This is a genomic window from Sphingosinicella sp., assembly GCF_013911755.1.
Lineage (GTDB): Bacteria > Pseudomonadota > Alphaproteobacteria > Sphingomonadales > Sphingomonadaceae > Sphingosinicella.
In genome coordinates this window covers 129,999-154,678 of sequence record NZ_JACESP010000002.1, presented here as the reverse complement: position 1 = coordinate 154,678, position 24,680 = coordinate 129,999, and the positions used below count along the sequence as shown (strand labels likewise).

Here is a 24,680-nt window from a genome sequence, read left to right as displayed (position 1 = left end):
TAGGGCTGTCACATTCGCGGCGCGGGGTGCTCATGCCGAATAAACAAGGCAGCGTGACGATCGTCACCTATCCCGGCTTGCCGTCGCGCCGCGATATGAATGCCAGGCGTTCGAACAGCATGACGTCCTGCTCGTTCTTGAGGAGCGCGCCGTGGAGGGGCGGGATCAGCTTCTTGGGGTCGCGCGAACGCAGCACCTCAAGCGGCAGGTCCTCGTGCATGAGGAGCTTCAGCCAGTCGAGCAGCTCGGAGGTCGACGGCTTCTTCTTGAGGCCGGGCACGTCGCGGATATCGTAGAAGACGGAGAGCGCCTCGCGCACCAGCTCCTTCTGGATGTCGGGGAAGTGGACGTCGACGATCGCCTGCATCGTCTCGCGGTCGGGAAACTTGATGTAGTGGAAGAAGCAGCGGCGCAGGAACGCGTCCGGCAGTTCCTTCTCGTTGTTCGAGGTGATGATGACGATGGGGCGCTCGGCAGCCTTCACGGTCTCGCCGGTCTCGTAGACATGGAACTCCATGCGGTCGAGTTCCTGCAGAAGGTCGTTCGGGAACTCGATGTCCGCCTTGTCGATCTCGTCGATCAGCAGCACGGGGAGGACAGGGGAGGTGAACGCCTCCCACAGCTTGCCCTTGCGGATGTAGTTGCGGATGTCGTGCACGCGCTCGTCGCCGAGCTGGCTGTCGCGCAGCCGGCTGACGGCGTCGTACTCGTAGAGGCCCTGCTGCGCCTTGGTGGTGGACTTGACGTGCCACTCGGTGAGTGGTGCGCCCATCGCCGCGGCGACTTCGGCCGCGAGCACGGTCTTGCCCGTGCCGGGTTCGCCCTTCACCAGCAGCGGACGCCGGAGCGTCGCCGCCGCATTCACGGCAACCTTGAGGTCGTCGGTCGCGACATAGCCGCTGGTGCCTTCGAAACGCATGAAATTCTCCGCTGATACCCGTTCGCGTTCGGGCCTAAAGCGTGAAGGTCAAACGGGCAACCGCCTGTTTGCGATAGGAGGCTCAGGCGAGGCGCTGGGCGTGGCGGGCTTCGAGAAGATCGAAAAGCTGTGCGTGGAGGCTGGCGAGCTGCAGCGCGCCGAACTCGATGGCGCGGCGCACGCGCACATCGTCCGCGTGGCAGGCGAGCGCATCGAGCGCGCCATCCTCGGGCCATGGGTCTGAAAGCCGCTCGTGGCGATCGTAGCCGAGGTGCTGCGCGGCGCGGGGCAGGCGGCTGCGCACGGCCTGCCAATCGAGCACGAGCGTTACCGCCGCGCCGAGCGCGCAGCCCATGCGGTTCGATTTGGCGAGCGTCAGCATCGCATCGCGCTGGTCGCGCACCACCTGCTCGGCAGTGCTGAGACCATGGAGATCCAGCGCGCCGCCGGTCATCGCGGCAAGCCCGGCCATCCAGCGGCGGTCCTGATCGAACGCCATGCCGGCGCTGCGCAGCCAGGAGGCCGCGGGCTCATCGGCATTGAGGCGCGCGATTTCGAGCACGCTCGGCAGCTGACCGTGGAGAATGACGAGGAAATGCGCCGTATCGGCAACGGCCTGCAACGGGCGCGCGACCGATCCTTCGGAAAGCGCACGCAGGTGGCGGCTCCCGCCGGCGCCGCTGTCGCGCAGCGCCCCGATCACCGCCGCCGCGAAGCTGCGCGAATCGGCAACGCTGCCCGCGGCCCGCAGGGTCTTCTGAAGCTGGTCCATGAAGGTGGGGACCACCGCTGGCGCCATTTGCCGTCGTCTCCGCATACGCTGCCCCGCGGTTTTCACCGCCGGCACGCAGCGTAGAGCGTTCAATGTAAAGGGAGCCTTAATCGCAGCGCCTCGCGATGCAATTTACGGAAACCCGCGATCAGGTATCGAGGAAGCTCCGCATCTTGCGGCTGCGCGTCGGGTGCTTGAGCTTCCGAAGCGCCTTCGCCTCGATCTGACGGATGCGTTCGCGTGTCACCGAGAACTGCTGGCCGACCTCTTCGAGCGTGTGATCGGTGTTCATGCCGATGCCGAAACGCATACGGAGCACGCGCTCCTCGCGGGGGGTGAGGCTGGCGAGAACCCGCGTCACGGTTTCCTTGAGGTTGGCGTGGATCGCCGCGTCCACGGGGATCACGGCATTCTTGTCCTCGATGAAATCGCCGAGGTGGCTGTCTTCCTCGTCGCCGATCGGCGTTTCGAGGGAGATCGGCTCCTTGGCGATCTTCATCACCTTGCGCACCTTGTCGAGCGGCATCGACAGACGCTCGGCGAGTTCCTCGGGCGTCGGTTCACGGCCGATCTCGTGCAGGATCTGGCGGCTGGTGCGCACCAGCTTGTTGATCGTTTCGATCATGTGGACCGGGATGCGGATCGTTCTTGCCTGATCCGCGATGCTGCGTGTGATCGCCTGGCGGATCCACCAGGTCGCGTAGGTGGAGAACTTGTAGCCGCGCCGGTACTCGAACTTGTCCACCGCCTTCATCAGGCCGATGTTGCCTTCCTGAATGAGATCAAGGAACTGCAGGCCGCGGTTCGTGTATTTCTTGGCGATGGAGATGACGAGGCGAAGGTTCGCCTCCACCATTTCCTTCTTGGCGATGCGCGCCTCGCGCTCGCCCTTCTGCACCATGTTGACGATGCGGCGGAACTCGCCGAGCTCGACGCCCGTCTGCTGCGCGATATCGGCGATATCGGAGCGGATCTTCTCCACCGTGCCGCGCTCGCTCTGCGCGAAATTGGCCCACTTGTCGTCGATCCGCGACACGCGCTCCAGCCAGCTCTCGTCAAGCTCGCTGCCCATGTATTCGTCGAGGAACGTCTTGCGGTTGATGCGATAGCGTTCGGCCAGACGCAGCATGTTGCCGCCGAGCGTCATCAGCTGGCGGTTGTAGCTGTAGAGCTGATCGACGAGGAACTCGATCTTGGCGTTGTGGAAGTGCACGGCCGCGACCTTCAGGGTCAGCTCTTCGCGCAGGCCCTGATACTTCTTTTCCTGCGCCTGCGGGAACTCCTCGCCGGAGTTCAGCGCCTCGAGGCGGCCTTCCTGCAGCTTCAGGAAGCGCTTGTAGAGCGAGGTGATCTCGGCGAACTGCTCAAGCGCCTGCGGCTTCAGCTGCTCTTCCATCTGCGCGAGGGAGAGCGTGTTCTCCTCGTCGTCGTCTTCCTGCTGCGGCTTGGCGCGCTTCTCGGTGTATTCGTCTTCCTCGTCGGCGTTCTTCTCCGGCTCGGCTTCGGGCTCGTCGTCGTCCTTCAGCTCGACGCCGCTCGGAAGATCGGAATCGCTGTCGTTCTCCACCTGCTCGTCGGACGGTCCGCTGTTCAGCATGGCGTCGAGGTCGAGGATTTCGCGAAGCTGCATCTCGCCCGCGTTCAGCGCTTCGGACCACGCGATCATCGACGTGAAGGTGAGGGGGCTTTCGCAAAGCCCCTCGATCATCGTGTTGCGGCCCGCCTCGATGCGCTTGGCGATGGCGATTTCGCCTTCGCGCGACAGCAGCTCCACCGCGCCCATCTCGCGCAGGTACATGCGCACCGGGTCGTCGGTGCGGTCCAGCACCTCTTTTTTCTTCTCGATGACGTGCAGCGCCGGCTTCTCGTCGCCGTCGATCTCCTCGGCGTCGTCCTCCGCTTCGGCCTCGGCCTCCGGCTCGTCGTCGCCGGCGTCCTCGCTCTCGGTGAGGTTGATGCCCATCTCGGAGAGCGCGGACATCACGTCCTCGATCTGCTCGGACGACATCTGATCCTGCGGTAGCGCCGCGTTCAGCTCGTCATACGTCAGCCAGCCGCGCTTCTTCGCCTTCGCGATCAGTTTCTTGATCGACGCATCGTTCATGTCGATGAGCGGCGCGCCGTCGGCTTCGCCGTTCTCATCCTTACCCTTGGGCTTCGCCGGTGCTTTGGTCGCCATCCAGGTTCCGTTCCTTCATGGGCGCCGACGTATCATCCCCGCGTCGCGCCTCTGCCAAATCGATAAGTTCTCGTTCGACACGCGCCTTTTCAGCGCGAAGCCGTTGTTGTTCCTCGAATTCCGACTGGACCAGGGAATCGTAGCGCGCACGCAGATCCGCCAAATCCTCATCGATGCGTTGCAGCGCCATAAGGTGGCCCACAACACATGCCAAGTCCTGATCCGCAATCGCGGCGGGCGTCCGGGGTCGCGTGAAGCTGAAATCGAGGCGGTTGCGAGCATATCGCTGTTGCCTGATGTGTTCCGCGTACTGACCGAGCCCTTGTGCTGCTAGGTCGTGCGCCAGGCCGTCTTTGTCAAGATTCGGATTACGCGAAACTGCGGCAAAAATTGCAGTTCTCAGCGCCATGAGCTGAGGATCGGCGATATAAAGGCTGGCGATGTCTTCCGCGTGCGCCTCCGCGAGTTCCGGCCTGTCGAGCAGACCGCGAAAAATCGCGTACATCTGCTTTTGCGTGCCTTCGACCCCGGCGCGCTCCTTCGCCGCGCTCGACGCCCCGCGAATGACGGGCATGAAGCGGTTTTGCCGCCGCGCCTGGAACATCGCATCGAAGCGCTCGCGGAACTCGCTCTGGTAGAGCGAGGCGACGGTCTGATTCTGGATCGCGTGCGCGTGCTCGAACAGGCGCTGGCGGACAGCGGCGCGGCGTTCGGGCGTGGCGGTGTCGACGCCTTCGGTCTCCGCCTTCCACAGCGTATCGATCAGGCTCTCCGCGCCGTTCACGAGGTCCGTGAACGCGGCGAGGCCTCGCGCTTTTGCGAAATCGTCAGGGTCCTGACCCTGCGGCATGGTGATGAAACGCAGCGACTTTCCGGGTTCGAGCAGCGGAAGCGCGCGCATCGCGGCCCGGATCGCCGCGCGGCGTCCGGCGGCGTCGCCGTCGAAGCACAGCACCGGCTCGGGCGCGACGCGCCACAGGAGCTTCATCTGGTCTTCGGTGAGCGAGGTGCCCATCGGCGCGACGGCCTCCGCGAAGCCGACCTGCGCGAGGCCGATCACATCCATATAGCCTTCGACGACGACGATGCGGCCCGACTTGCGTGCAGCGGGGCCGGCCTTGTCGAGGTTGTAGAGCAGCCGGCCCTTGTCGAAGAGCGGCGTATCGGGGGAATTCAGGTACTTGGGCTCGCCCGCGCCAATGATGCGCCCGCCGAAACCGACGACGCGCCCGCGCGGGTCGCGGATGGGGAACATCAAGCGGCCGCGGAAGCGGTCGTAAGGCTCGCGGCCCTCGGCTTCGATGACGAGGCCGACCTCAATGAGCTTGCGAATGTCTATATCGCCGAGCGCGGCCTTGAGCGCGCCGCGGCTGTCGGGCGCGAAGCCGAGGCCGAAGGCTTCGATCGTCGCGGGTTTCAGGCCGCGCTTCTCGATGTAAGCGCGTGCGTCCGCGCCGCCGAGGCCGGAAAGCTGCTTGCGGAACCAGTCGCTTGCCGCGGCGGTGACGTCATGAAGTCCCGCAGCGGCCTTCGCCTTCGCGCGCGCCTCCGGGTTTTCCTCCGGCATCTCCAGCCCGGCTTCCGCCGCGAGGCCCGCCACGGCATCGCGGAAGCTGAGGCCTTCCTGCTCCACCACGAAGCGGATCACGTCGCCGTGCGCGCCGCAGCCGAAGCAGTGATAGAAGGCCTTGTCGTCGTTGACGTAGAAGCTTGGGCTTTTCTCGTTGTGGAAGGGGCAACAGCCCTTCATCTCGCGCCCGGCCTTGAGCAGCTTCACCCGCCGTGCCACCACGGACGACAGACTCACCCGGCTCCTGATCTCGTCGAGGAATTGGGGAGGGATGGACATGCGGGCAGGGCTATCCCGCCAGCGCGGCTTTGACGACTCCGCTGACCGTGCTCATGTCGATCTGCCCGGCGTGGCGCGCCTTCACCTCGGCCATCACGCGGCCCATGTCCTTGGGGCCGGTGGCGCCGATCTCGCTGACGATGGCGGCGACGGCGGCTTTCACCTCTTCGGGGCTCATCATCGCGGGGAGGAAGGATTCGATGACGGCAAGCTCCGCCTTTTCCTGCGCGGCGAGTTCGTCGCGGCCCCCCTGTTCGAACATGGTGATGGATTCGCGGCGCTGCTTGCCCATCTTCTGCAGCACGTCGACGACGATGACGTCATCGTCGGGCACGGATTTCGCGGTGCGCAGCTCGATATCGCGGTCCTTCAGCTTCGCGAGGATCAGGCGCACGGCCGCCAGCCGTTCCTTCTCGCCCGCCTTCATGGCCGCCACCTGCGCCGCCTTGATGTCGTCGCGAATCATGCTTTTCTTCCCTTTAAGAGCAAGCGGCCCGTCTAGCCGCCAAAAAGGCAAAAGAATAGATTGACGCTCCGGACCCTCGCCAATAGCTAGGCGCCTTAGCCACAAAGCACGAAACCAGAGTCGAAGGGGCCAGACCACGTGTCCGACGCCAAACCCGCGCGCGCACCCAAAGGAGCCACGGGGGTCTTGATTCTCGCGGACGGCACGGTGATCTGGGGGCGTGGTTTCGGCGCCGAGGGTCACGCGGTCGGCGAGGTTTGCTTCAACACCGCGATGACCGGCTATCAGGAGGTGATGACCGACCCCTCCTACGCCGGGCAGATCGTTACCTTCACCTTCCCGCACATCGGCAATGTCGGCACGAATGCCGAGGATGTCGAGGCCGATACACCCGCCGCCGTCGGCTGTGTGGTGCGCCAGGACGTGACGGCGCCGAGCAACTTCCGCAGCCTTGAAGGCTTCGACGCGTGGATGAAGCGCAAGGGACGGGTGGGCCTCTCGGGCGTCGATACGCGCGCGCTGACGCGCCGCATCCGCGAGCTCGGGGCGCCGAACGCGGTGATCGCGCATAGCCCCTCGGGCACGTTTGACCTCGATGCGCTGCTCGCCGAGGCGAAGGCGTGGCCGGGGCTGGAAGGCATGGACCTTGCCAAGGACGTGACGCGGAGCGCGCGGCAGGATTGGTCCGGCGGGCCGTGGCATCTCGGAAAGGGCTTCGGCGAAAGCGCCGGTGAAGGCCGGCCGCATGTGGTCGCCATCGACTACGGCGCGAAGAACAACATCCTGCGCAACCTGACGGCGGCGGGCGCGAGCGTGACGGTGATGCCCGCGAGCGCGACCTTCGAAGAGGTGATGGCGCTGCGCCCGGACGGCGTATTCCTCTCGAACGGCCCCGGTGACCCTGCCGCGACCGGCGAATATGCCGTTCCGGTCATTCGCAAACTGCTCGACGCGAACGTGCCGATCTTCGGAATCTGCCTCGGCCACCAGCTCCTCGGCCTCGCCGTGGGTGCGAAAACCGCGAAGATGCATCAGGGGCACCGCGGCGCGAACCATCCGGTGAAGCGTCTGTCCGACGGTCTCGTCGAGATCACCAGCATGAACCACGGCTTCGCGGTGGATGCGGACACGCTTCCCGCGAACGCGCGCGCCACGCATGTCTCGCTGTTCGACGGCTCCAACTGCGGGCTCGAACTCACCGACAAGACGGCATTTTCCGTGCAGTACCATCCGGAGGCCAGCCCCGGCCCGCAGGACAGTTTCTACCTCTTCGAGAAGTTCGTGAAGGGACTGAAGTAGCACCATGCCCAAACGCACGGACATCTCTTCCATCCTCATCATCGGCGCAGGCCCCATCGTCATCGGGCAGGCGTGCGAGTTCGATTATTCGGGCACGCAGGCGTGCAAGGCGCTGCGCGAGGAGGGTTACCGGATCATTCTGGTGAACTCGAACCCCGCGACGATCATGACCGACCCGGACATGGCGGACGCGACTTATGTGGAGCCGATCACGCCCGAGATCGTCGCCAAGATCATCGAGAAGGAACGGCCCGACGCGGTGCTGCCGACGATGGGCGGGCAGACGGCGCTGAATACCGCGCTGGCGCTGGCGCGCGACGGTACGCTCGAAAAATACGGCGTCGAGCTGATCGGCGCGGACGCCGAAGCCATCGACAAGGCCGAGGACCGGCTGAAGTTCCGGCAGGCGATGGACAAGATCGGGCTGGAAAGCGCGCGGTCCGGCATCGCCCATACGCTCGATGAGGCGTTCGAGGTGCTGGAGCGCACGGGGCTTCCCTCGATCATCCGCCCCAGCTTCACGATGGGCGGTACGGGCGGCGGCGTCGCCTACAACCGGCAGGAGTTCGAGGAAATCGTGCGCGGCGGGCTCGACGCGAGCCCGACGACCGAGGTGCTGATCGAGGAATCGCTGCTCGGCTGGAAAGAGTATGAGATGGAAGTCGTCCGCGACCGGAACGACAACGCCATCATCATCTGCTCGATCGAAAACGTCGACCCGATGGGCGTCCACACCGGCGACAGCATCACCGTCGCTCCGGCGCTGACGCTGACCGACAAGGAATATCAGATCATGCGGAACGCGAGCATCGCGGTTCTGCGTGAAATCGGCGTGGAAACAGGCGGTTCGAACGTTCAGTTCGCAGTCAATCCGAAGGACGGCCGCCTCGTCGTCATCGAGATGAACCCGCGCGTCTCGCGCTCATCGGCGCTCGCTTCGAAGGCGACGGGGTTCCCGATCGCGAAAGTCGCGGCGAAGCTGGCGGTGGGGTACACGCTCGACGAGATCGAGAACGACATCACCGGCGCGACGCCGGCGAGCTTCGAGCCGACGATCGACTACGTCGTCACCAAGATTCCGCGCTTCGCGTTCGAGAAGTTCAAGGGGGCTTCGAACACGCTCACCACGGCGATGAAATCGGTGGGCGAGGTGATGGCGATCGGCCGCTCGATCCACGAGAGTATGCAGAAGGCGCTGCGCGGCCTCGAAACCGGGCTGACCGGCTTCGACGAGGTCGAGGCGCTGATGGGCGCAGGAAACGACGAGGTGGAAGCCGCGCTCGCGCTGCCGACGCCGGACCGGCTGCTCGTCGTCGCCGACGCGATCCGGCGCGGCATTTCGGACGCTGACATTCACCGCCTGTCCGCCTACGACCCGTGGTTCATCGCGCGTATCCGCGAGATCGTGGACGCCGAGGAAAAGGTTCGCGAGAACGGCCTGCCGAGGGACGCCGAGGGTTTCCGCGCGCTGAAGGCGATGGGCTTTTCGGACGCGCGGCTCGCAACGCTTGTCGGGTGGCACGAGGCGGCGGTCGCCGAGCAGCGGCGCGGGCTCAATGTCCGCCCGGTGTTCAAGCGCATCGATACCTGCGCCGCCGAGTTCGAGGCGAAAACGCCTTACATGTATTCGACCTACGAGGCACCGAGCTTTGGCGTGCCCGAGGACGAGAGCCAGCCGACGGACGCGAAGAAGGTCGTGATCCTCGGCGGCGGACCGAACCGGATCGGGCAGGGCATCGAGTTCGACTATTGCTGCTGCCACGCCTGTTTCGCGCTCGACGAGGCGGGCTACGAAACCATCATGATCAACTGCAACCCGGAGACGGTCTCCACCGACTATGACACGTCGGACCGGCTGTATTTCGAGCCGCTGACCACCGAGGATGTGCTTGAAATCCTGAACGTCGAGATGTCGAAGGGCACACTCGCAGGCGTCATCGTGCAGTTCGGCGGGCAGACGCCGCTGAAGCTCGCGCAGGGGCTTGAGGACGCGGGCATCCCGATCCTCGGCACCACGCCCGACGCGATCGACCTGGCCGAAGACCGCGAACGCTTTGCGAAACTCGTCGGCGACCTTGGCCTTAAACAGCCCTCGAACGGCCTTGCGCGCAGCCTTGAAGAGGCGATCCGCGAGGCCGACCGTATCGGCTACCCGGTGCTGCTGCGTCCGTCCTACGTGCTCGGCGGCCGCGCGATGGAGGTCGTGGAGAACCAGACGCAGCTCGAAACCTACATCGCGACGGCGGTGAAGGTCTCCGGTTCCTCGCCCGTGCTTGTCGACCAGTATCTGCGCGATGCAGTCGAGGTCGACGTCGATGCGCTTTCGGATGGTACGGATGTCGTCGTCGCGGGCGTGCTTCAGCACATCGAGGAGGCGGGCGTGCATTCCGGCGACAGCGCCTGCTCGCTGCCGCCCTATAGCCTGGCGGCAGAGGTGATCGCCGAGATCGAGCGGCAGACCGTGGCGCTTGCGATCGCTCTGAAGGTCAAGGGCCTGATGAACGTCCAGTATGCCGTGAAGGACGGCGAGGTTTACCTCATCGAGGTGAACCCGCGCGCCAGCCGCACGGTGCCGTTCGTGGCGAAGGCCATTGGACGGCCGATCGCGAAGATCGCGGCGCGCGTGATGGCGGGCGAGGCGCTCGCATCATTTGGCCCAATCAACCGCGACATTCCGTATATCGCCGTGAAAGAGGCCGTGTTCCCGTTCGCGCGCTTCCCGGGCGTCGATCCGATCCTCGGACCGGAGATGAAGTCGACGGGCGAGGTGATGGGCATCGATGTCGATTTCGCCACGGCCTTCGCCAAGAGCCAGTTGGGCGCCGGGACAACGCTGCCCGACAGCGGCACGGTCTTCGTTTCGGTGAAGGATACCGACAAGCCGGTGATCCTTGCCGCTGCCAGGGGACTGATCGAACTCGGCTTCCGCATCGTCGCGACCTCGGGCACGGCGAGCTACCTTGCGGAGCAGGGGATCGCGGTCGAGCCCGTCAACAAAGTGCTCGAAGGACGGCCGCATATCGTCGACCGGATCAAGGACGGCGACATCGACCTCATCTTCAACACCACCGAGGGCGCGCAGAGCCTGAAGGACTCGCAATCGATCCGCGCTTCGGCGCTTTACGGCAAGATTCCGTACTATACGACGGCGGCGGAATCGCTGGCGACGGTGATGGCCATCCGCGCAATGCGTCAACAACCCCTTGCAGTCCGGTCGCTGCAATCTTACTATTCTGATCTCGATACCTGATCCCCGACAGTTCTGGCGAAGAGACGGCGGATTTTCCGGCGGAGGGTCGGTTTGCCGGGGGAGTAGGCTAGGAGTGGGTTACGAACATGGCGACGCTTGAAAAGCTTCCGATCCTGCCGTCCGGTCATGCGAAAATGCAGACCGAGCTGCAAAAGCTGAAGACGGTTGACCGTCCCGAGGTCGTGCAGGCCATCGAGGAAGCACGTGCGCACGGCGACCTTTCCGAAAACGCCGAGTATCATGCCGCGAAAGAGCGGCAGGGCCAGATCGAGGCGCAGATCATCGAGCTGGAAGATCAGCTCGCACGCGCGCAGGTGATTGATCCAACAACGCTTTCGGGCGACAAGGTGGTGTTCGGCGCCACCGTTGATCTCCTGGACGAAGACGACAAACCCGTCGTTTACCAGATCGTCGGGCCCTACGAGGCCGATGCCAAGCAGGGCCGCATCTCGTACACGTCCCCGCTCGGTCGCGCGCTCATCGGGCGCCGCGTCGGTGAGGAGGTCGAAGTTTCGACCCCGTCCGGCGACAAATACTACGAGATCGTCAAACTCAACTTCATCTGAAAGGCGGAAAGCCGGTGGAAGCTGAACGCGTGGATCTCGCGACCCGCGCGATCATTATCGCCTGCGTTCTGATCCAGCTCGCGGTGACGCTTGGCGGACCCGGTTTCGAGATGGCGATCAGCATGGGTGGGGGGCTGATCCCGGCGCGGATCAGCGGCAGCCTCGCCTTCGATCACGCGATCCCGGCGCCTGCGACGCTGGTATCGTCGATCTTCCTGCACGGAAGTTGGGCGCACCTTGGCTTCAACATGCTGTTTCTTGCGTGGATCGGCCGTTTCGTGGAGGCGGTGCTCGGCCGCTGGCGCTATCTGCTGCTGTTCTTCGTCTCGGGCATCGCGGGCGGGCTGGTTCAGGTCGCGCTCGATCCCGGTTCGCCAATCCCGGTTGTTGGGGCAAGCGGCGCGATCTCGGGCGTGTTCGCCGCGCACGCGATGATCTTCGGGCGATCGGGCGGGAAGGGCGAGTTCGCGCGGGCGCTCCAACTCGCCGCGCTCTGGATCGGCCTTCAGGTCGCAACGGGACTCGTGCTCAACACAGATGCCGGCGGTATCGCGATCGGCGCGCACGTGGGCGGCTTCGTGGCGGGCCTGATCGTCGCCCTGCCGCTCGCCCGCGCAGCGATCGCGCAACGGTTCCGTTAGGCGGAGGGGTCCGCGTCGGGCTCCAGCAGCCGGTGCAGGTGCACCACGACATACTTCATCGCGGCATCGTCCACCGTGCGCTGCGCATTGGCGCGCCAGGCATTTTCCGCGCTTTTGAAGTCCGGGAAGATGCCGACGATGTCGAGCGCGGAGAGGTCTTCGAACTCAAGCCCGCGCGGGTCCGTGACGCGACCACCGAATACGAGGTGGAGTTTCTGTTTTTCAGTCTGGTCCATGCACGTGCGCTATAGCGCCTCGAACTCACGCTGCAAGCGTTCCAGCGTCGCACCGGCCCAGCGCTCGAACTCCGGCGCTGCCCATGCCCTGTGATCGCCCCTTGCATACGCAAGCGCGTTGCGGTGGTAGATCATCGCGTTCATTCGGTTCGCGATCCAACTGTTGTGGGTGCGGATCACCTTGGCGGGAGAGCCGACGATGATGCTGTTCGGCGGCACTTCCGTGCCGTCGCGCACGAAAGCGTGCTGGCCGACGATGCTGTTGTCGCCGATCACCGCGTCGTTGAAGATCGTGGCGTTCACGCCGACGAGAACGTTGTTGCCGAGCTTGCAGGCATGGATCGTCGCATGGTGCGTGATCGAGCAGTAATCGCCGATTTCCACCGCACGGCCCGGCTCCGCGTGAACCATCACGAAGTCCTGGATGTTCGTGAAGCGCCCGATCCGGATATGTTCCGCCTCAGCGCGCATGACCACGTTGCACCAGGCCGAAGAGCCCTCCTCGAAACGGATATGACCGTAGAGCTGCGCCGAGGGGTGGATGAACGCCGCAGCTTCGCGGTCGATGACCGATGTCATGCGGATTTACGATCCTTCATGAACTGGACGAGCGCATCGAAACCATTCTTCTGAATATAGGCGGTGAAGTCGGCCTCCTGCGTCAGCGACAGGTTCACGCCCGCGACCGTGAGGTTATCGACGACATATTTGCCGTTCTGGTTCTTCTTCACGGTCCAGATTGAATCGATCGGCTGCGCCCCGTTGTTTCGGGTGACGCGGGCGTAAACGTCGATGGTGCCGCGCGTACCGCGGGGCACGGTGCGCATGACCTTGAGTTCACTGTCGGCGAACTCGAACAGGTTGTCGGTGTAGGTATCGACGACATAGTCCGGGAAGGCAGCCTGATAGGCCTGATACTGCTGCTTGTTGATCGTCCGCACATGGCGGCGGATCAGGCGGTTGCCGATGTCGGTAACCGCGAAGTTCTCCTTGAGGAGCGCACGGAACTTGGCGCGCACGTCGTTCTTGTCGTTCGACTTGTCGCGCAGCACCGCATAGGCGCGCTGGGAGAGATCGGCAATGAAGGCGCCGGCTGCCTTGCCGTTTTCAGCAGATGCTGTCGTTGGCGCCGCAAGGCTGGCAGCGGGCGTGGCAACGGCCGCCGAGGCGAGAAGAATCGCGATTGCGCGAATAATCATGGATGAGAACTCCGTCCGCTTGGCGTTCGCTTAGCGCGACGCCTTCAAGAGGTAATCGACGACCGCCTTGCGCTCGTCAGGCTTCTTCAACCCGACAAAGGCCATCGAAGTTCCCGGAACCACCTTGCGGGGATTATCGAGATACGTGTCGAGCTTGTCCGCCGTCCACGTAAAGCCGGCCTTTTTCATCGCCGGCGAATAGCGCGGAAAGCTCTTTTCGGTGCCCGCAGTGCGTCCGATCAGCTTCTTGAGCGATGGCCCCTGGCGCGGCTTTTCGCCCGCCTGCGCCGGATCCCAGTGGCAGATGCCACAGCGGCTCTTGAACAGTTGCGCCCCATCGGCTGCTGCTGCCGGACCGGAAACCAGCACGGCGAAGGCAGAGAGGGCAACAAGCTTGAGCGCGCATGTTTTCATGTGGGTAGCTTTCTTTTCCATGCGGATGGAATGCGCGATCCCCTGTGAATCGGCGATTAATCGGTAATGTTTTTCGGGCTATTGTAAAGAGATGGACCCGCTTCTGCCCTCTCTTGCCGACGTCGAGCGGCTGCAGGAGAACGCGAACGCGGATGCCCGCCGCGCGCTCGCGCTGAAGCTTGGGCACAGCTACACGCAGCACCTGTTCGGCGACCGCGAGCGCGGAATCGCGGACGATATCGTGCGCGCCATCGCCCGCGACGTCGAGGTGGAGGTGCGCAAGGCGCTGGCGCAGACCATCGCTTCAAGCACGGACATTCCGCAGGACGTGGCGCTGCGCATGGCGCACGACGTTATCGAGGTCGCCGAGCCGATCCTGAAGGCGAGCGATCTTCTGGACGACGACATGTTGGTCGAGATCGTGAAGTCGCGGAGCGAAGACCACCGCGTCGCCATTGCCGCGCGGCCCGTGGTACGGGAGCCGGTTTCGGCGGCGATCGTCGAACATGCCGAGGTGCGGGCGGTGTCGACGCTTGCCGCCAATGCGGGCGCGGACATCGCGGAGGCCGCAATGGCGCGCGCTGTCGAGCGCTTCGGCAATGAGGAGGCGGTGGCGATGCCGCTCGCGGATCGCCCATCGCTGCCGCTTGCCATTGCGGAACGGCTCGTCGCGCTGGTTTCCAGCCGTCTCAGGGCGCGCATGGCCGGGGAGGGCGACCGTTTCCAGCAGTTCGCGACGGGGCTTGCGCAGGTTTCGGAGGGTGCGGCGTTCATCCTGGGCGGCGGCGAAACCGACGTCCTCGACCTCATCGCCATGGTCGATCAACTGCACGCGGCGGGGAAGCTGCAACCCTCGCTCGTCATTCGCGCCGGGCGGCTCGGCGACCGCGAACTGATGCAGGCGGTCGTGTCTCGGCTCACAGGGCTTCGGTACGGCCTCGTGGTCGAAGCCTTCGATCATCCCGACTCCGCGCGGCAAATGCTGCGCGAAGTGGGACTCGTGCCATCGGAAATCGACGAGGTTGTGCCTGCCGCCGCTTAGGCGAGTTCGGCGGGACCCTCATCCTCGGCAGTGCTGCCGTTCACGGCCTTGCCCTTGCCCCGCACAGCGGCTGTCGCAGACTTTGCGACTTCGGTCGCGCCTTCCTTGATCTCGCTGAAACGCAGCTTGGCGGCTTCCTTGATGCCGAGTTCGGCGAGCTTCGCCTCGCCGGCGGTGCGCGCGACCCGGGCCGCTGTCCGCGCCGTTGACGCGAGCTTTTCGCGGACAGGGCCGAGCGCGCGGTTCTCGCCGCTGCTGCGCGGGAGGAGCGCGCCGATGATCGCACCGAGCGCCGCGCCCGCAAGCACGGCGACGAGCGGATTTTGGTCGACGCTTTCGGCGGTGCGCTCACGCGCCCTTGCCGCCTGCATCTTCGCGCGCTCCGAATAGTCCGCGGCACGTTCGCGCGCGGTTTCCCAGGCGTCATTCGCGTGCTGGCGTGCGGAAGCAAACGTTTCGCCGGCAGCCTCGCGCGCGGCCTGCGCCTTGTGCGTCACCGTCTCGCGCACCTGTTGTGCGGTCTGTTTCACGCTTTCAAGCCGGTCCTTCCCCGGCGCCTCGTTGCCGAAGTCATCTTCGTACTCGCTCATGGCCGGTGCCTTTCTGTCTTTCCGATAATGCCGCGCGCCTGCCATCATGCCGGCAAGCGCGCCGACGATGGAGATCGCGCCAAGATTGTCGCGCGCTGCCTGGCGGCCGCGTGCAACCAGTTGTGCCCCTCGTTCCGTTGCCGCGTCGATAGCCTCATTGGCGATCGTGCGGGGATCGAGGCGGTGCCGGATTTCGCCCACTGTCAGTGCGATGCGTCGTCGCGCGTCGGCGGCGTCCGCTTCATACAGGGCCGTATCAACGATCTTGTCGCTCACGTTTTGCTCCGGTTGCGCAGCAGGGACGGGGGCTCGAGCACGACTTCAAGGCGCCTGCGCCCTTCAACAAACAGCAGCCACGATACGCCCGCGGAGATCAGGGTGACGATCACCACCGCCAGGAAGAAGCCGACAAGGGGACCGATCAGCACGACGAGCGCTGTCGCGACCCCCATCAGCGCCACGAATGCGAGCGCGACCGAAGCGCTCAGCAGCCCGAGCGGCAATCGCGCGAGCTGTAGCCGCCGCGCGATCTTCGCCCCGGCAATGCTGACCTCCGCCTGCACCAGATCGCCGCCTTCGTCGACGAGGCGCTCGAAGAGATCGGAAATCTTAACGTCCTGATCGGCCACCCCTGTTAGTCCTCTCAGGCTTCAGCGTCGTCGTTGCGGCTGGCCTTGAAGAAGCGCGAGATAATGAAGCCCGCGGCGGCTGCGGCGGCGATCACCAGAACCGGCGACCGGCGCACCATCTCGCGCGTGTCGTCGATGATGTCGTCGACCGTTTTTTCGCGCATCCGTTGGGCGAAGGATTCCACCGAATCAGCGGCCGAATTAATGATGTTCGCAAGCGGCTCCGCCTGCGTGCCCTTCAGCTTGTCGGCGGCTTCGCGCGTGACGTTCGAGACGCTACCGAGCGTTTCGGCGGCGCGGGTCTTGCCTTCCTCGGCGGCGCTGCGCGCCTTGGTAGAGGCTTCGGTCTTGAGCTTGCTGGCTTCAGCCTTGATCGTGGCCAGCCGGTCCGTTTTCGCAGCAACGGGATCGGCAGTGGGAGGCGCGGGAAGAGTGTCGGACATGCCAATTCCTTTCAGGCTTACGGAGGCTGTAATACAACAATAGAACAGGATGTTGGTTCCGTCGTGGGCAAAAACAAGGCAGCGTCGCGACAATGGCCGAACAAGCGGCGTTGCCCCACGCGCCGAGGCTGATTAAGAGCGCGCACGAACGATATTTTCACAAGCCGGAGCGACGCCATGACCGCGATCATCGACATCCATGCCAGACAGATTCTCGACAGCCGCGGCAATCCGACGGTCGAGGTCGAGGTGACGCTGGAGGATGGCGCGTTCGGGCGTGCAGCGGTGCCGTCGGGCGCCTCGACCGGCGCCTATGAAGCGGTCGAGCTTCGCGACGGCGATAAGAGCCGCTGGCTCGGCAAGGGTGTCGAGAAGGCGTGCGCTGCCGTTGATGGTGAAATTCAGGATGCGCTGCTCGGCATGGACGCCGAAGACCAGCTCGAACTCGACAGCACGCTGATCGCGCTCGATGGCACGCCGAACAAGGCCCGGCTTGGCGCCAACGCCATTCTCGGCGTCAGCCTGGCGGCAGCAAAGGCGGCTGCGGACTCGCGGGGGCTGCCGCTTTACCGCTACGTCGGCGGCGTCTCGGCGAGCGTGCTGCCGGTGCCGATGATGAACATCCTGAACGGCGGCGCCCACGCCGACAACCCGATCGATTTCCAGGAATTCATGATCATGCCGGTCGGCGCCGAGAGTTTCGGCGAGGGACTGCGCTGGGGCGCGGAGATCTTCCACACGCTGAAGAAATCGCTGCACGACAAGGGCCTCGCGACCGCCGTGGGCGACGAGGGCGGTTTCGCGCCGAACCTCGCGAGCGCGGAGGCTGCGCTCGACTTCATCATGGGTGCCGTGGAAAAGGCGGGCTTCAAGGTGGGCGACGAGGTGATGCTGGCGCTCGACTGCGCCTCCACCGAATTCCACAAAGACGGCAAGTACGAGATGACGGGCGAAGGCAAGTCGCTGTCATCGTCCGAGATGGTGGACTTCCTTGCAAACCTTTGTGATCGCTACCCGATCATCTCGATCGAGGACGGCATGGGCGAGGACGACTGGGACGGCTGGAAACTGCTCACCGACCGCATTGGTAATCGCGTCCAGCTGGTCGGTGACGACCTCTTCGTGACCAACCCGGCACGGCTTCGCGACGGCATCGCGAAGGGCACCGCGAACTCCATTCTGGTAAAAGTTAACCAGATTGGTACGCTCTCCGAAACGCTCGAAGCCGTGAACATGGCGCACCGCGCGCGCTACACAGCGGTGATGTCGCACCGTTCGGGCGAAACCGAGGATGCGACCATTGCCGACCTCGCCGTCGCGACGAACTGCGGCCAGATCAAGACCGGCAGCATGGCGCGTTCGGACCGGCTTGCGAAATACAACCAGCTCATCCGCATCGCCGAGGAACTGGGCGGTGCGGCCACATATGCGGGCCGATCGATTCTCCGCGCAAAATAACGCTTGAATCATTAGGATTCGCGTGATTCAAAGGCGGGCGTGAGCGAACCCGTCCGCCTTGTCTCCTACATCCGCTCAGCGTGGCTTCCCGCGCTGTGCATCGGCCTCGTTGCGTTCTTCGGATGGCACGCGGTCGCGGGCGACACGGGCATTCTCGCGCTGGGCGGCTACAAGGCCGAAGAGGCGCGCCTTGCGAAGGAAGCGGCTGTGGTCGCCAAGCGGAAGGCGGATCTTGAGCGCAAGGTCACGCTCCTCAATCCCTCGAAGGTCGATCCGGACCTTGCCGATGAACTCGTTCGCGAGAATCTGGGCCTCGTCCGTGAGGACGAGTTCGTCATCCGTCTCGACAAATAAGCAGCCAAGGTTCGCGCGCGCTTGAACTTTAAGCACAGTCGCACGTATAGCGGCGGTGAAGTAAAAATCTTTACCCTGCGAACCAGAGGAGGGGATCATCGCCGAGCGAACCAAAGAGGCGAAAATGGCGCCCAAGCCCAAACCTGCCGCTCGTAAAACAAAGGCTGCGGCATTGCACCGGCAGTCTGAAGCGCGCGAGGGGCTGGATCGGCTGCCCGATTATTCGCCTTACAAGGCCAGCGTCGACGAACTCCTCGATTTCTACCGCCAGATGTTGCTCATCCGTCGCTTCGAGGAAAAGGCGGGCCAGCTTTACGGCATGGGTCTGATCGGCGGCTTCTGCCACCTCTACATTGGGCAGGAAGCCGTCGTCGTCGGCCTCCAGTCCGCGCTGAAGGCCGGCGACAGCGTCATCACCGGCTATCGCGACCACGGCCACATGCTCGCGTGCGGCATCGAATCACGTGAAGTCATGGCGGAACTGACCGGCCGCGCCGCGGGCATTTCCAAGGGCAAGGGCGGTTCGATGCACATGTTCAGCGTCGAGCACGGCTTTTATGGCGGGCACGGCATCGTCGCCGGGCAGGTGCCGCTCGGCACCGGGCTCGCCTTCGCGCACAAGTACAAAGGCGACGGCAACATCTGCCTCACCTATTTCGGCGACGGCGCCGCGAATCAGGGGCAGGTATACGAAAGCTTCAACATGGCGGAGCTTTGGAAGCTCCCCGTGGTCTACGTGATCGAAAACAACCAGTACGCGATGGGCACCAGCGTCAACCGCGCGAGCGCGGAGGACCAGCTTTACCGTCGCGGCGAGAGCTTCCGCATCGAAGGTATCCAGGTCAACGGCATGGACGTTCTCGAGGTGCGCGGCGCCGCCCAGATGGCCATCGAATGGGTTCGCTCGGGCAAGGGGCCGCTGCTTCTTGAGCTCAAGACCTACCGCTATCGCGGCCATTCCATGTCCGACCCGGCGAAATACCGCTCGCGCGAGGAAGTGCAGGCGATGCGCGAAAAGTCCGACCCGATCGAGGCCGCGAAGAAGCATCTGCTCGCGGCAGGCGTCGATGAGGCCAAGCTCAAGGAAATTGAGAAGGAGGTGCGCGCCATCGTCAACGATTCCGCCGACTTCGCAGAGCAGGCGCCCGAGCCGGAGCTTTCCGAGCTGTATACCGACGTTCTGGTGGGGAGCTACTGATGGCGATCGAGATCAAGCTGCCTGCCATGTCCCCCACGATGGAAGAGGGGACGCTGGCGAAATGGCTGGTGAAGGAAGGCGACGAGGTGAAGCCCGGCGACGTGATCGCCGAGATCGAAACCGACAAGGCGACGATGGAGCTTGAAACCGATGAGGGCGGTGTCCTCTCGAAAATCCTCGTGCCGGCGGGGTCGGACAGCGTTGCTGTCGGCACGCTGATCGCGGTGATCGACAACGGCGAAGGCGAAATCGCAACCAAGACCGAAAAGCCTGCCGCCAAGGAAGAGGACCCGGCAAAGCTGCCGGAGCAGAAGGTCGAAGCACCGTCGGGCGCCAAGGCGATCCCCACTCCGCAGCCCGAGATCGCGAACGATCCGGAAATCCCGGCAGGCACCAACCTCCGCCGCATGACCGTCCGCGAGGCGCTGCGCGATGCGATGGCCGAGGAGATGCGCACCGACGACCGCGTCTTTGTGATGGGCGAAGAGGTCGCCGAGTATCAGGGCGCATATAAGGTGACGCAAGGCCTGCTTGAAGAGTTCGGCCCGACGCGCGTGATCGATACGCCGATCACCGAATACGGTTTCGCGGGCGTCGGCACGGGCGCGGCGATGGGCGGGCTCCGCCCGATCGTCGAGTTTATGACCTTCAACTTCGCCATGCAGGCGATCGACCACATCGTGAACTCGGCCGCCAAGACCAACTACATGTCGGGTGGCCAGATGCGCTGCCCGATGGTGTTCCGCGGTCCGAACGGCGCGGCGTCGCGCGTTGGCGCGCAGCACAGCCAGAACTATGGCCCGTGGTATGCGAGCGTGCCCGGCCTTATCGTCATCGCGCCGTACAGTGCGGCGGACGCGAAGGGGCTATTGAAGGCGGCTATCCGCTCGCCCGATCCGGTCGTGTTCCTCGAAAACGAGCTGCTTTACGGCCAGAGCTTCGATGTGCCCGAGGTTGAGGATTACGTGCTCCCCATCGGGAAAGCACGGATCGCGCGCGAGGGGAGCGATGTCACCATCGTCTCCTACTCGATCGGCGTCGGCGTCGCGCTCGACGCGGCGAAGACGTTGGCGGAGGAGGGGATCGAGGCCGAGGTCGTCGATCTTCGCACGCTGCGTCCGCTCGACCGCAGCACTGTCCTCGCCAGCCTCAAGAAGACGAACCGCATGGTCGTCGTCGAGGAAGGCTGGCCGCAGTGTTCGATCGCGTCTGAAATCATGGCGATCGTGATGGAGGACGGCTTTGACGATCTTGATGCGCCGGTACTCCGCGTCACCAATGTCGACGTTCCGTTGCCCTACGCCGCGAACCTCGAAAAGGCTGCTCTCGTGAAGGCCGCCGACGTTGTCGCCGCTGCCAAGCGCGTTACCTACAAGGACTGAACATGCCGATAGACATTACAATGCCCGCGCTGTCCCCGACGATGGAAACCGGTACGCTCGCGAAATGGCTGGTGAAGGAAGGCGACAAGGTTTCGCCCGGTGACGTCATCGCCGAGATCGAGACCGACAAGGCGACGATGGAGGTCGAATCCATCGACGAGGGCGTGGTCGCGAAGATTGTCGTTGAAGCAGGAACGGAGGACGTTCCAGTGGGCCAGCTGATCGCCGTGCTCGCGGAAGAGGGCGAAGCGGTCTCCGCGCCAAAGGCTGCAAAAGCGGAACCGAAAGAGGCGCCGAAGGCGGCTGCACCTACCCCAAAGGCCGAAGAGAAACCACAGCCGGCGCCCGAACCGGTGAAGGCTGAAGCACCGAAACCGACAGCGCCGGAACCGGCGGCAACCGACGCTGGCGAACGCGTGAAGGCAAGCCCGCTTGCGCGCCGTATCGCTGAAGCCAAGGGCATCGACCTTGGCGAGGTTCAGGGTAGCGGCCCGGGCGGGCGCGTCGTGAAGGCGGACCTCGACGGCGGAAAACCAGCTGCTGCTGCGCTCCCAGCCAAGGCCGCTGCATCCGCGGCGCCTGCAGCGTTCGATACAGAAATTCCGCACGAGGCTGTGAAGCTCTCGAACATGCGCAAGACCATCGCGCGGCGCCTTACCGAGGCAAAGCAGACGATCCCACACATCTACCTCACCGTGGATATCCGGCTCGATGCGCTGCTGAAGCTGCGCGGCGAGCTGAATGCGGCGCTGGAGCCGCGCGGCGTGAAGCTCAGCGTCAACGATCTGCTCATCAAGGCGCTCGCCGCCGCGCTGATCGAGGTGCCGGAGTGCAACGTCTCGATCTCGGGCGACCAGCTGTTCAAGTACAGCCGCGCCGACATTTCGGTGGCGGTGTCGATTCCGAACGGCCTGATCACGCCGATCATCACGGGCGCGGACGGCAAGAGCCTGTCCGCCATTGCGACCGAGATGAAGGAACTCGCCGCCCGCGCCAAGGAGGGCAAGCTGCAGCCGCACGAGTATCAGGGCGGCACGGCCTCCATCTCCAACATGGGCATGTATGGCATCACGCAGTTCGACGCGGTCATCAACCCGCCGCAGGGCATGATCATGGCGATCGGCGCGGGGGAGAAGCGGCCGTTCATCGTGAACGACGCGCTCGCCATCGCCACCGTGATGTCGGCGACCGGCAGCTTCGACCACCGCGCCATCGACGGCGCGGACGGCGCCCGCCTGATGCAGGCGTTCAAGCGCCTTGTCGAAAACCCGCTCGGCCTGCTGGCTTGAAGACAGCCAGTAGATTTGAAAAAATACCCCTTACAGTTGTAGGGGGTGCAGCGATGGGAGGGTTTCTATTTCCTTTCGCGCACTTGGCAATTGATGGGCGGTTTGAGAATTTAGACAGTATTTTTTACGCATTTCTCGAAGGGCTTATACTTACCGCCCCTGCATCGGTCATCGCCTTTCCTAATACTCTTATTGGCGTTCTGATATTGTTTTACCCATCGTGCAGATTTTTTGGGAAAAAAAAATGACTTGATATTGATATGTTTAATCGGATCATTGTTGGGATTTTCAATGATAAAATTATATCAATATTTTGATATTATGAGTTTTTTCTATATACCCGATGATTTTTCTGCCCCTTGGGTCGGGGCTCTTTTTGGTATTACCACAGGTTTCATTGGATGGTCTCTCATGGAGACCAAGAGAACGGAAAGATACGATGGCTGACACTTACGATCTCATCGTCCTCGGCTCCGGCCCGGGGGGCTATGTCGCCGCCATCCGGGCGGCGCAGCTTGGAATGAAGACGGCGATCGTGGAGCGCGAGCGGCTTGGCGGCATCTGCCTCAACTGGGGGTGCATCCCGACGAAGGCGCTGCTGCGCTCGTCGGAGATCTTCCACTATCTGACGCACGCTTCGGCCTACGGGCTCAGCGCCGAGAAGCCGTCGTTCGACATCAAGGCGGTCGTGGCGCGCAGCCGCAAGGTCGCGGATCAGCTGAACGGCGGCGTCAAGGGGCTGATGAAGAAGCACAAGATCGACGTCCACGAAGGCGTCGGCACGCTGACGGGGAAGGGCAAGCTCTCCGTTTCCAAGGACGGCAAGAGCACGGAACTGTCGGCGAAGAACATCATCGTCGCGACCGGCGCCCGTGCCCGCGAGCTTCCGTTCGCGAAGGCCGACGGCAAGCGCATCTGGACGTATCGCCATGCGCTGGTGCCCGAAGCGGTGCCGGAAAAGCTGCTCGTGATCGGATCGGGCGCGATCGGCATCGAGTTCGCGAGCTTCTATTCGGACCTCGGCGCCAAGGTGACGGTCGTCGAAATGCTGGAGCGTATCCTCCCGGTGGAGGACGCCGAGGTGAGCGCCTTCATGGAAAAGGCGCTCGCCAAGCAGGGCATGGCGATCCACACCAAGACCGGCGTGCAGAAGCTTGAGGCGACCGCGAAGGGCGTGAAGGCCGAGATCAAGTTCGCGGACGGGAAGGTTGAAACGCAGGAGTTCAGCCATGTCATCGTCGCGGTCGGCATCGTGCCGAACGTCGAGGACATCGGGCTGGAAAAGCTCGGCGTGAAGCAGCTTGCCAACAAGCACATCGAAACGGACGGATACGGCCGCACCAATGTGGAGGGCCTCTGGGCGATTGGTGACGTCACCAGCGGGCCTTGGCTCGCGCACAAGGCGATGCACGAGGCGGTGATCTGCGTCGAGAAGATGGCGGGCGCGAAGGACGTTCACGCGATGAGCACCGCCAACATCCCCGGCTGCACCTACTCACGCCCGCAGGTGGCCTCCGTGGGCCTTACCGAAGCGAAGGCGAAGGAGGCGGGCTACAAGGTCAAGGTCGGCAAGTTCCCCGCCATCGGCAACGGCAAGGCGATCGCGCTCGGCGAGACCGAGGGCTTCGTGAAGACCGTGTTCGACGAGGCGACCGGCGAACTTCTCGGCGCGCATATGGTCGGCGCAGAAGTCACCGAGCTGATCCAGGGCTATGTCGTCGCGCGTGAGCTGGAGACGACCGAGGTCGAGCTGATGGGCACGACCTTCCCGCACCCGACGCTGTCGGAAATGATGCACGAAAGCGTGCTCGCCGCCTATGGCCGCCCGCTGCACATCTGATTAAAAGATTTAGACTGCCGGTGCGAACGTGCCGGCAGCCTCATCCAGGACATGCAGCACGCCGTCGCGGATCGCGAAATAGGCGCCGATCAGCTTCAACTTACCTGCGGCCTCGCGTTCCGGGATGCAGGGGAAGGTGCGGAGGTTCTTGAGCGAGACCTTCACGGCTTCCAGCTCCAGCGCATGTTCCACATCGCGGTCCATGCGGCCGCCGTGGTCGTGCAGGATGCGGTCGCGCGCCTCGTCGAGAAGATCGATCCAGTGGGCGATGAAGCCTCCCGCGCCGGCCGGCGCACCCTTGAATTTGCTGGTGAGCGCGGCCTGCACGCCGCCGCAGCCGCCGTGGCCCATCACCACGACGTTCTCCACCTCAAGCTGAGTCACCGCGAACTCCAGCGCGGCGGAAACGCCGTGACGGCCGCCGCCGATCTCGAACGGCGGCACGAGATTCGCGATGTTACGCACGGTGAAGATCTCGCCGGGGCCCACGTCGAAGATCATCCCGGGATCGACACGGCTGTCGGAGCACGAGATAATCATCGTTCTGGGGCTCTGGCTCGACCTCAGCGAATCGTAGCGGGCCTTTTGGGCGAGATAGGCGCCGCCGCGAAACCGGCGGTAGCCGTCGATCAATTCATCGAAGCCTGACATGAGCAAGCGGCTAA

At 64.0% G+C, this 24,680-nt stretch carries 24 protein-coding genes; 11 read left to right on the top strand and 13 right to left on the bottom strand.

The genetic code is table 11. From position 1 onward, the window contains the following. Positions 1-67 precede the first annotated feature (67 nt). The 5 genes from H2052_RS02510 to H2052_RS02490 form a co-directional block, all read right to left on the bottom strand. Complete coding sequence (locus H2052_RS02510; RefSeq protein ID WP_293777609.1) at positions 68-919, bottom strand: MoxR family ATPase; 852 nt, start codon at positions 917-919, stop codon at positions 68-70. Between the two features lie 82 nt (positions 920-1,001). Next, positions 1,002-1,718 carry a hypothetical protein gene (locus H2052_RS02505; RefSeq protein WP_293777608.1) on the bottom strand — a complete coding sequence of 239 codons (717 nt, stop codon included), beginning with the start codon at positions 1,716-1,718 and terminating at the stop codon, positions 1,002-1,004. Between the two features lie 121 nt (positions 1,719-1,839). After that, a complete protein-coding gene (gene rpoD, locus H2052_RS02500) occupies positions 1,840-3,870 on the bottom strand; it encodes an RNA polymerase sigma factor RpoD (RefSeq protein WP_293777605.1) in 2,031 nt (676 codons plus the stop codon). Next, positions 3,836-5,719: a DNA primase gene (dnaG, locus tag H2052_RS02495; protein WP_293777603.1), complete on the bottom strand. Its 1,884-nt coding sequence runs from the start codon at positions 5,717-5,719 to the stop codon at positions 3,836-3,838. The genes rpoD and dnaG overlap by 35 nt, the downstream gene beginning before the upstream one ends. A gap of 10 nt (positions 5,720-5,729) precedes the next feature. Continuing rightward, positions 5,730-6,185 (bottom strand): GatB/YqeY domain-containing protein, encoded by a 456-nt coding sequence (locus H2052_RS02490; protein WP_293777600.1) that lies wholly within the window; start codon positions 6,183-6,185, stop codon positions 5,730-5,732. Positions 6,186-6,323: 138 nt separating this feature from the next. On the opposite strand from H2052_RS02490, the gene carA reads away from it, so the two are divergent. From carA to H2052_RS02470, 4 genes are all read left to right on the top strand, one after another. Next, the gene (carA, locus tag H2052_RS02485; RefSeq protein WP_293777597.1) at positions 6,324-7,484 is read left to right on the top strand and encodes a glutamine-hydrolyzing carbamoyl-phosphate synthase small subunit; all 1,161 of its coding nucleotides are present in this window, start codon (positions 6,324-6,326) and stop codon (positions 7,482-7,484) included. Positions 7,485-7,488: 4 nt separating this feature from the next. Then, positions 7,489-10,734 carry a carbamoyl-phosphate synthase large subunit gene (gene carB / locus H2052_RS02480; RefSeq protein WP_293777594.1) on the top strand — a complete coding sequence of 1,082 codons (3,246 nt, stop codon included), beginning with the start codon at positions 7,489-7,491 and terminating at the stop codon, positions 10,732-10,734. A gap of 86 nt (positions 10,735-10,820) precedes the next feature. Further along, on the top strand, positions 10,821-11,300 hold the full coding sequence (gene greA / locus H2052_RS02475; RefSeq protein ID WP_293777592.1) for a transcription elongation factor GreA: 480 nt from the start codon (positions 10,821-10,823) through the stop codon (positions 11,298-11,300). A gap of 29 nt (positions 11,301-11,329) precedes the next feature. Beyond that, positions 11,330-11,941 (top strand): rhomboid family intramembrane serine protease, encoded by a 612-nt coding sequence (locus H2052_RS02470; RefSeq protein WP_293777590.1) that lies wholly within the window; start codon positions 11,330-11,332, stop codon positions 11,939-11,941. Here the strand turns inward: H2052_RS02470 and H2052_RS02465 are convergent. From H2052_RS02465 to H2052_RS02450, 4 genes are read right to left on the bottom strand one after another with little or no spacing between them, the layout of a single operon-like run. Then, positions 11,938-12,177, bottom strand: coding sequence for a DUF4170 domain-containing protein (locus tag H2052_RS02465; protein WP_293777587.1), 240 nt, complete (start codon positions 12,175-12,177; stop codon positions 11,938-11,940). The two genes, H2052_RS02470 and H2052_RS02465, sit on opposite strands and share 4 nt — an antisense overlap. A 9-nt stretch (positions 12,178-12,186) precedes the next feature. Further along, the gene (locus H2052_RS02460) at positions 12,187-12,756 is read right to left on the bottom strand and encodes a gamma carbonic anhydrase family protein (protein ID WP_293777584.1); all 570 of its coding nucleotides are present in this window, start codon (positions 12,754-12,756) and stop codon (positions 12,187-12,189) included. Then, complete coding sequence (locus H2052_RS02455; protein WP_293777581.1) at positions 12,753-13,376, bottom strand: phospholipid-binding protein MlaC; 624 nt, start codon at positions 13,374-13,376, stop codon at positions 12,753-12,755. Before H2052_RS02455 ends, H2052_RS02460 begins: the two co-directional genes overlap by 4 nt. 30 nt (positions 13,377-13,406) lie before the next feature. Continuing rightward, a complete protein-coding gene (locus tag H2052_RS02450) occupies positions 13,407-13,790 on the bottom strand; it encodes a c-type cytochrome (protein WP_293777578.1) in 384 nt (127 codons plus the stop codon). Between the two features lie 91 nt (positions 13,791-13,881). On the opposite strand from H2052_RS02450, the gene H2052_RS02445 reads away from it, so the two are divergent. Then, on the top strand, positions 13,882-14,832 hold the full coding sequence (locus tag H2052_RS02445) for a DUF2336 domain-containing protein (protein ID WP_293777575.1): 951 nt from the start codon (positions 13,882-13,884) through the stop codon (positions 14,830-14,832). On the opposite strand, the gene H2052_RS02440 is transcribed toward H2052_RS02445, so the two are convergent. Genes H2052_RS02440 through H2052_RS02430 form a run of 3 tightly spaced genes read right to left on the bottom strand, consistent with a single transcriptional unit; the run spans position 14,829 to position 16,494 of the window. Further along, positions 14,829-15,698 carry a hypothetical protein gene (locus H2052_RS02440; protein WP_293777572.1) on the bottom strand — a complete coding sequence of 290 codons (870 nt, stop codon included), beginning with the start codon at positions 15,696-15,698 and terminating at the stop codon, positions 14,829-14,831. The two genes, H2052_RS02445 and H2052_RS02440, sit on opposite strands and share 4 nt — an antisense overlap. Beyond that, a complete protein-coding gene (locus H2052_RS02435) occupies positions 15,695-16,051 on the bottom strand; it encodes a phage holin family protein (protein WP_293777570.1) in 357 nt (118 codons plus the stop codon). The genes H2052_RS02440 and H2052_RS02435 overlap by 4 nt, the downstream gene beginning before the upstream one ends. 14 nt (positions 16,052-16,065) lie before the next feature. Continuing rightward, a complete protein-coding gene (locus tag H2052_RS02430) occupies positions 16,066-16,494 on the bottom strand; it encodes a hypothetical protein (RefSeq protein WP_293777567.1) in 429 nt (142 codons plus the stop codon). A 177-nt stretch (positions 16,495-16,671) separates the two neighbouring features. Between H2052_RS02430 and eno the strand changes: the two genes are divergently transcribed. From eno to lpdA, 6 genes are all read left to right on the top strand, one after another. After that, positions 16,672-17,952 carry a phosphopyruvate hydratase gene (eno, locus tag H2052_RS02425; RefSeq protein ID WP_293777565.1) on the top strand — a complete coding sequence of 427 codons (1,281 nt, stop codon included), beginning with the start codon at positions 16,672-16,674 and terminating at the stop codon, positions 17,950-17,952. A 39-nt stretch (positions 17,953-17,991) separates the two neighbouring features. Further along, positions 17,992-18,306 (top strand): septum formation initiator family protein, encoded by a 315-nt coding sequence (locus H2052_RS02420; RefSeq protein WP_293777563.1) that lies wholly within the window; start codon positions 17,992-17,994, stop codon positions 18,304-18,306. Between the two features lie 124 nt (positions 18,307-18,430). Continuing rightward, entirely contained in the window at positions 18,431-19,504 is a 1,074-nt protein-coding gene (pdhA, locus tag H2052_RS02415; protein ID WP_293777561.1) for a pyruvate dehydrogenase (acetyl-transferring) E1 component subunit alpha, read from the top strand. After that, positions 19,504-20,886: a pyruvate dehydrogenase complex E1 component subunit beta gene (locus H2052_RS02410; RefSeq protein WP_293777558.1), complete on the top strand. Its 1,383-nt coding sequence runs from the start codon at positions 19,504-19,506 to the stop codon at positions 20,884-20,886. The genes pdhA and H2052_RS02410 overlap by 1 nt, the downstream gene beginning before the upstream one ends. Before the next feature lie 2 nt (positions 20,887-20,888). After that, complete coding sequence (locus tag H2052_RS02405) at positions 20,889-22,175, top strand: pyruvate dehydrogenase complex dihydrolipoamide acetyltransferase (protein WP_293777556.1); 1,287 nt, start codon at positions 20,889-20,891, stop codon at positions 22,173-22,175. A 439-nt stretch (positions 22,176-22,614) separates the two neighbouring features. After that, positions 22,615-24,015, top strand: a complete 1,401-nt coding sequence (lpdA, locus tag H2052_RS02400) for a dihydrolipoyl dehydrogenase (RefSeq protein ID WP_293777554.1) — start codon at positions 22,615-22,617, stop codon at positions 24,013-24,015. A 9-nt stretch (positions 24,016-24,024) separates the two neighbouring features. Here lpdA and H2052_RS02395 read toward each other — a convergent pair whose 3' ends face one another. Next, positions 24,025-24,666: a carbonic anhydrase gene (locus H2052_RS02395; RefSeq protein ID WP_293777551.1), complete on the bottom strand. Its 642-nt coding sequence runs from the start codon at positions 24,664-24,666 to the stop codon at positions 24,025-24,027. Positions 24,667-24,680 lie beyond the last annotated feature (14 nt).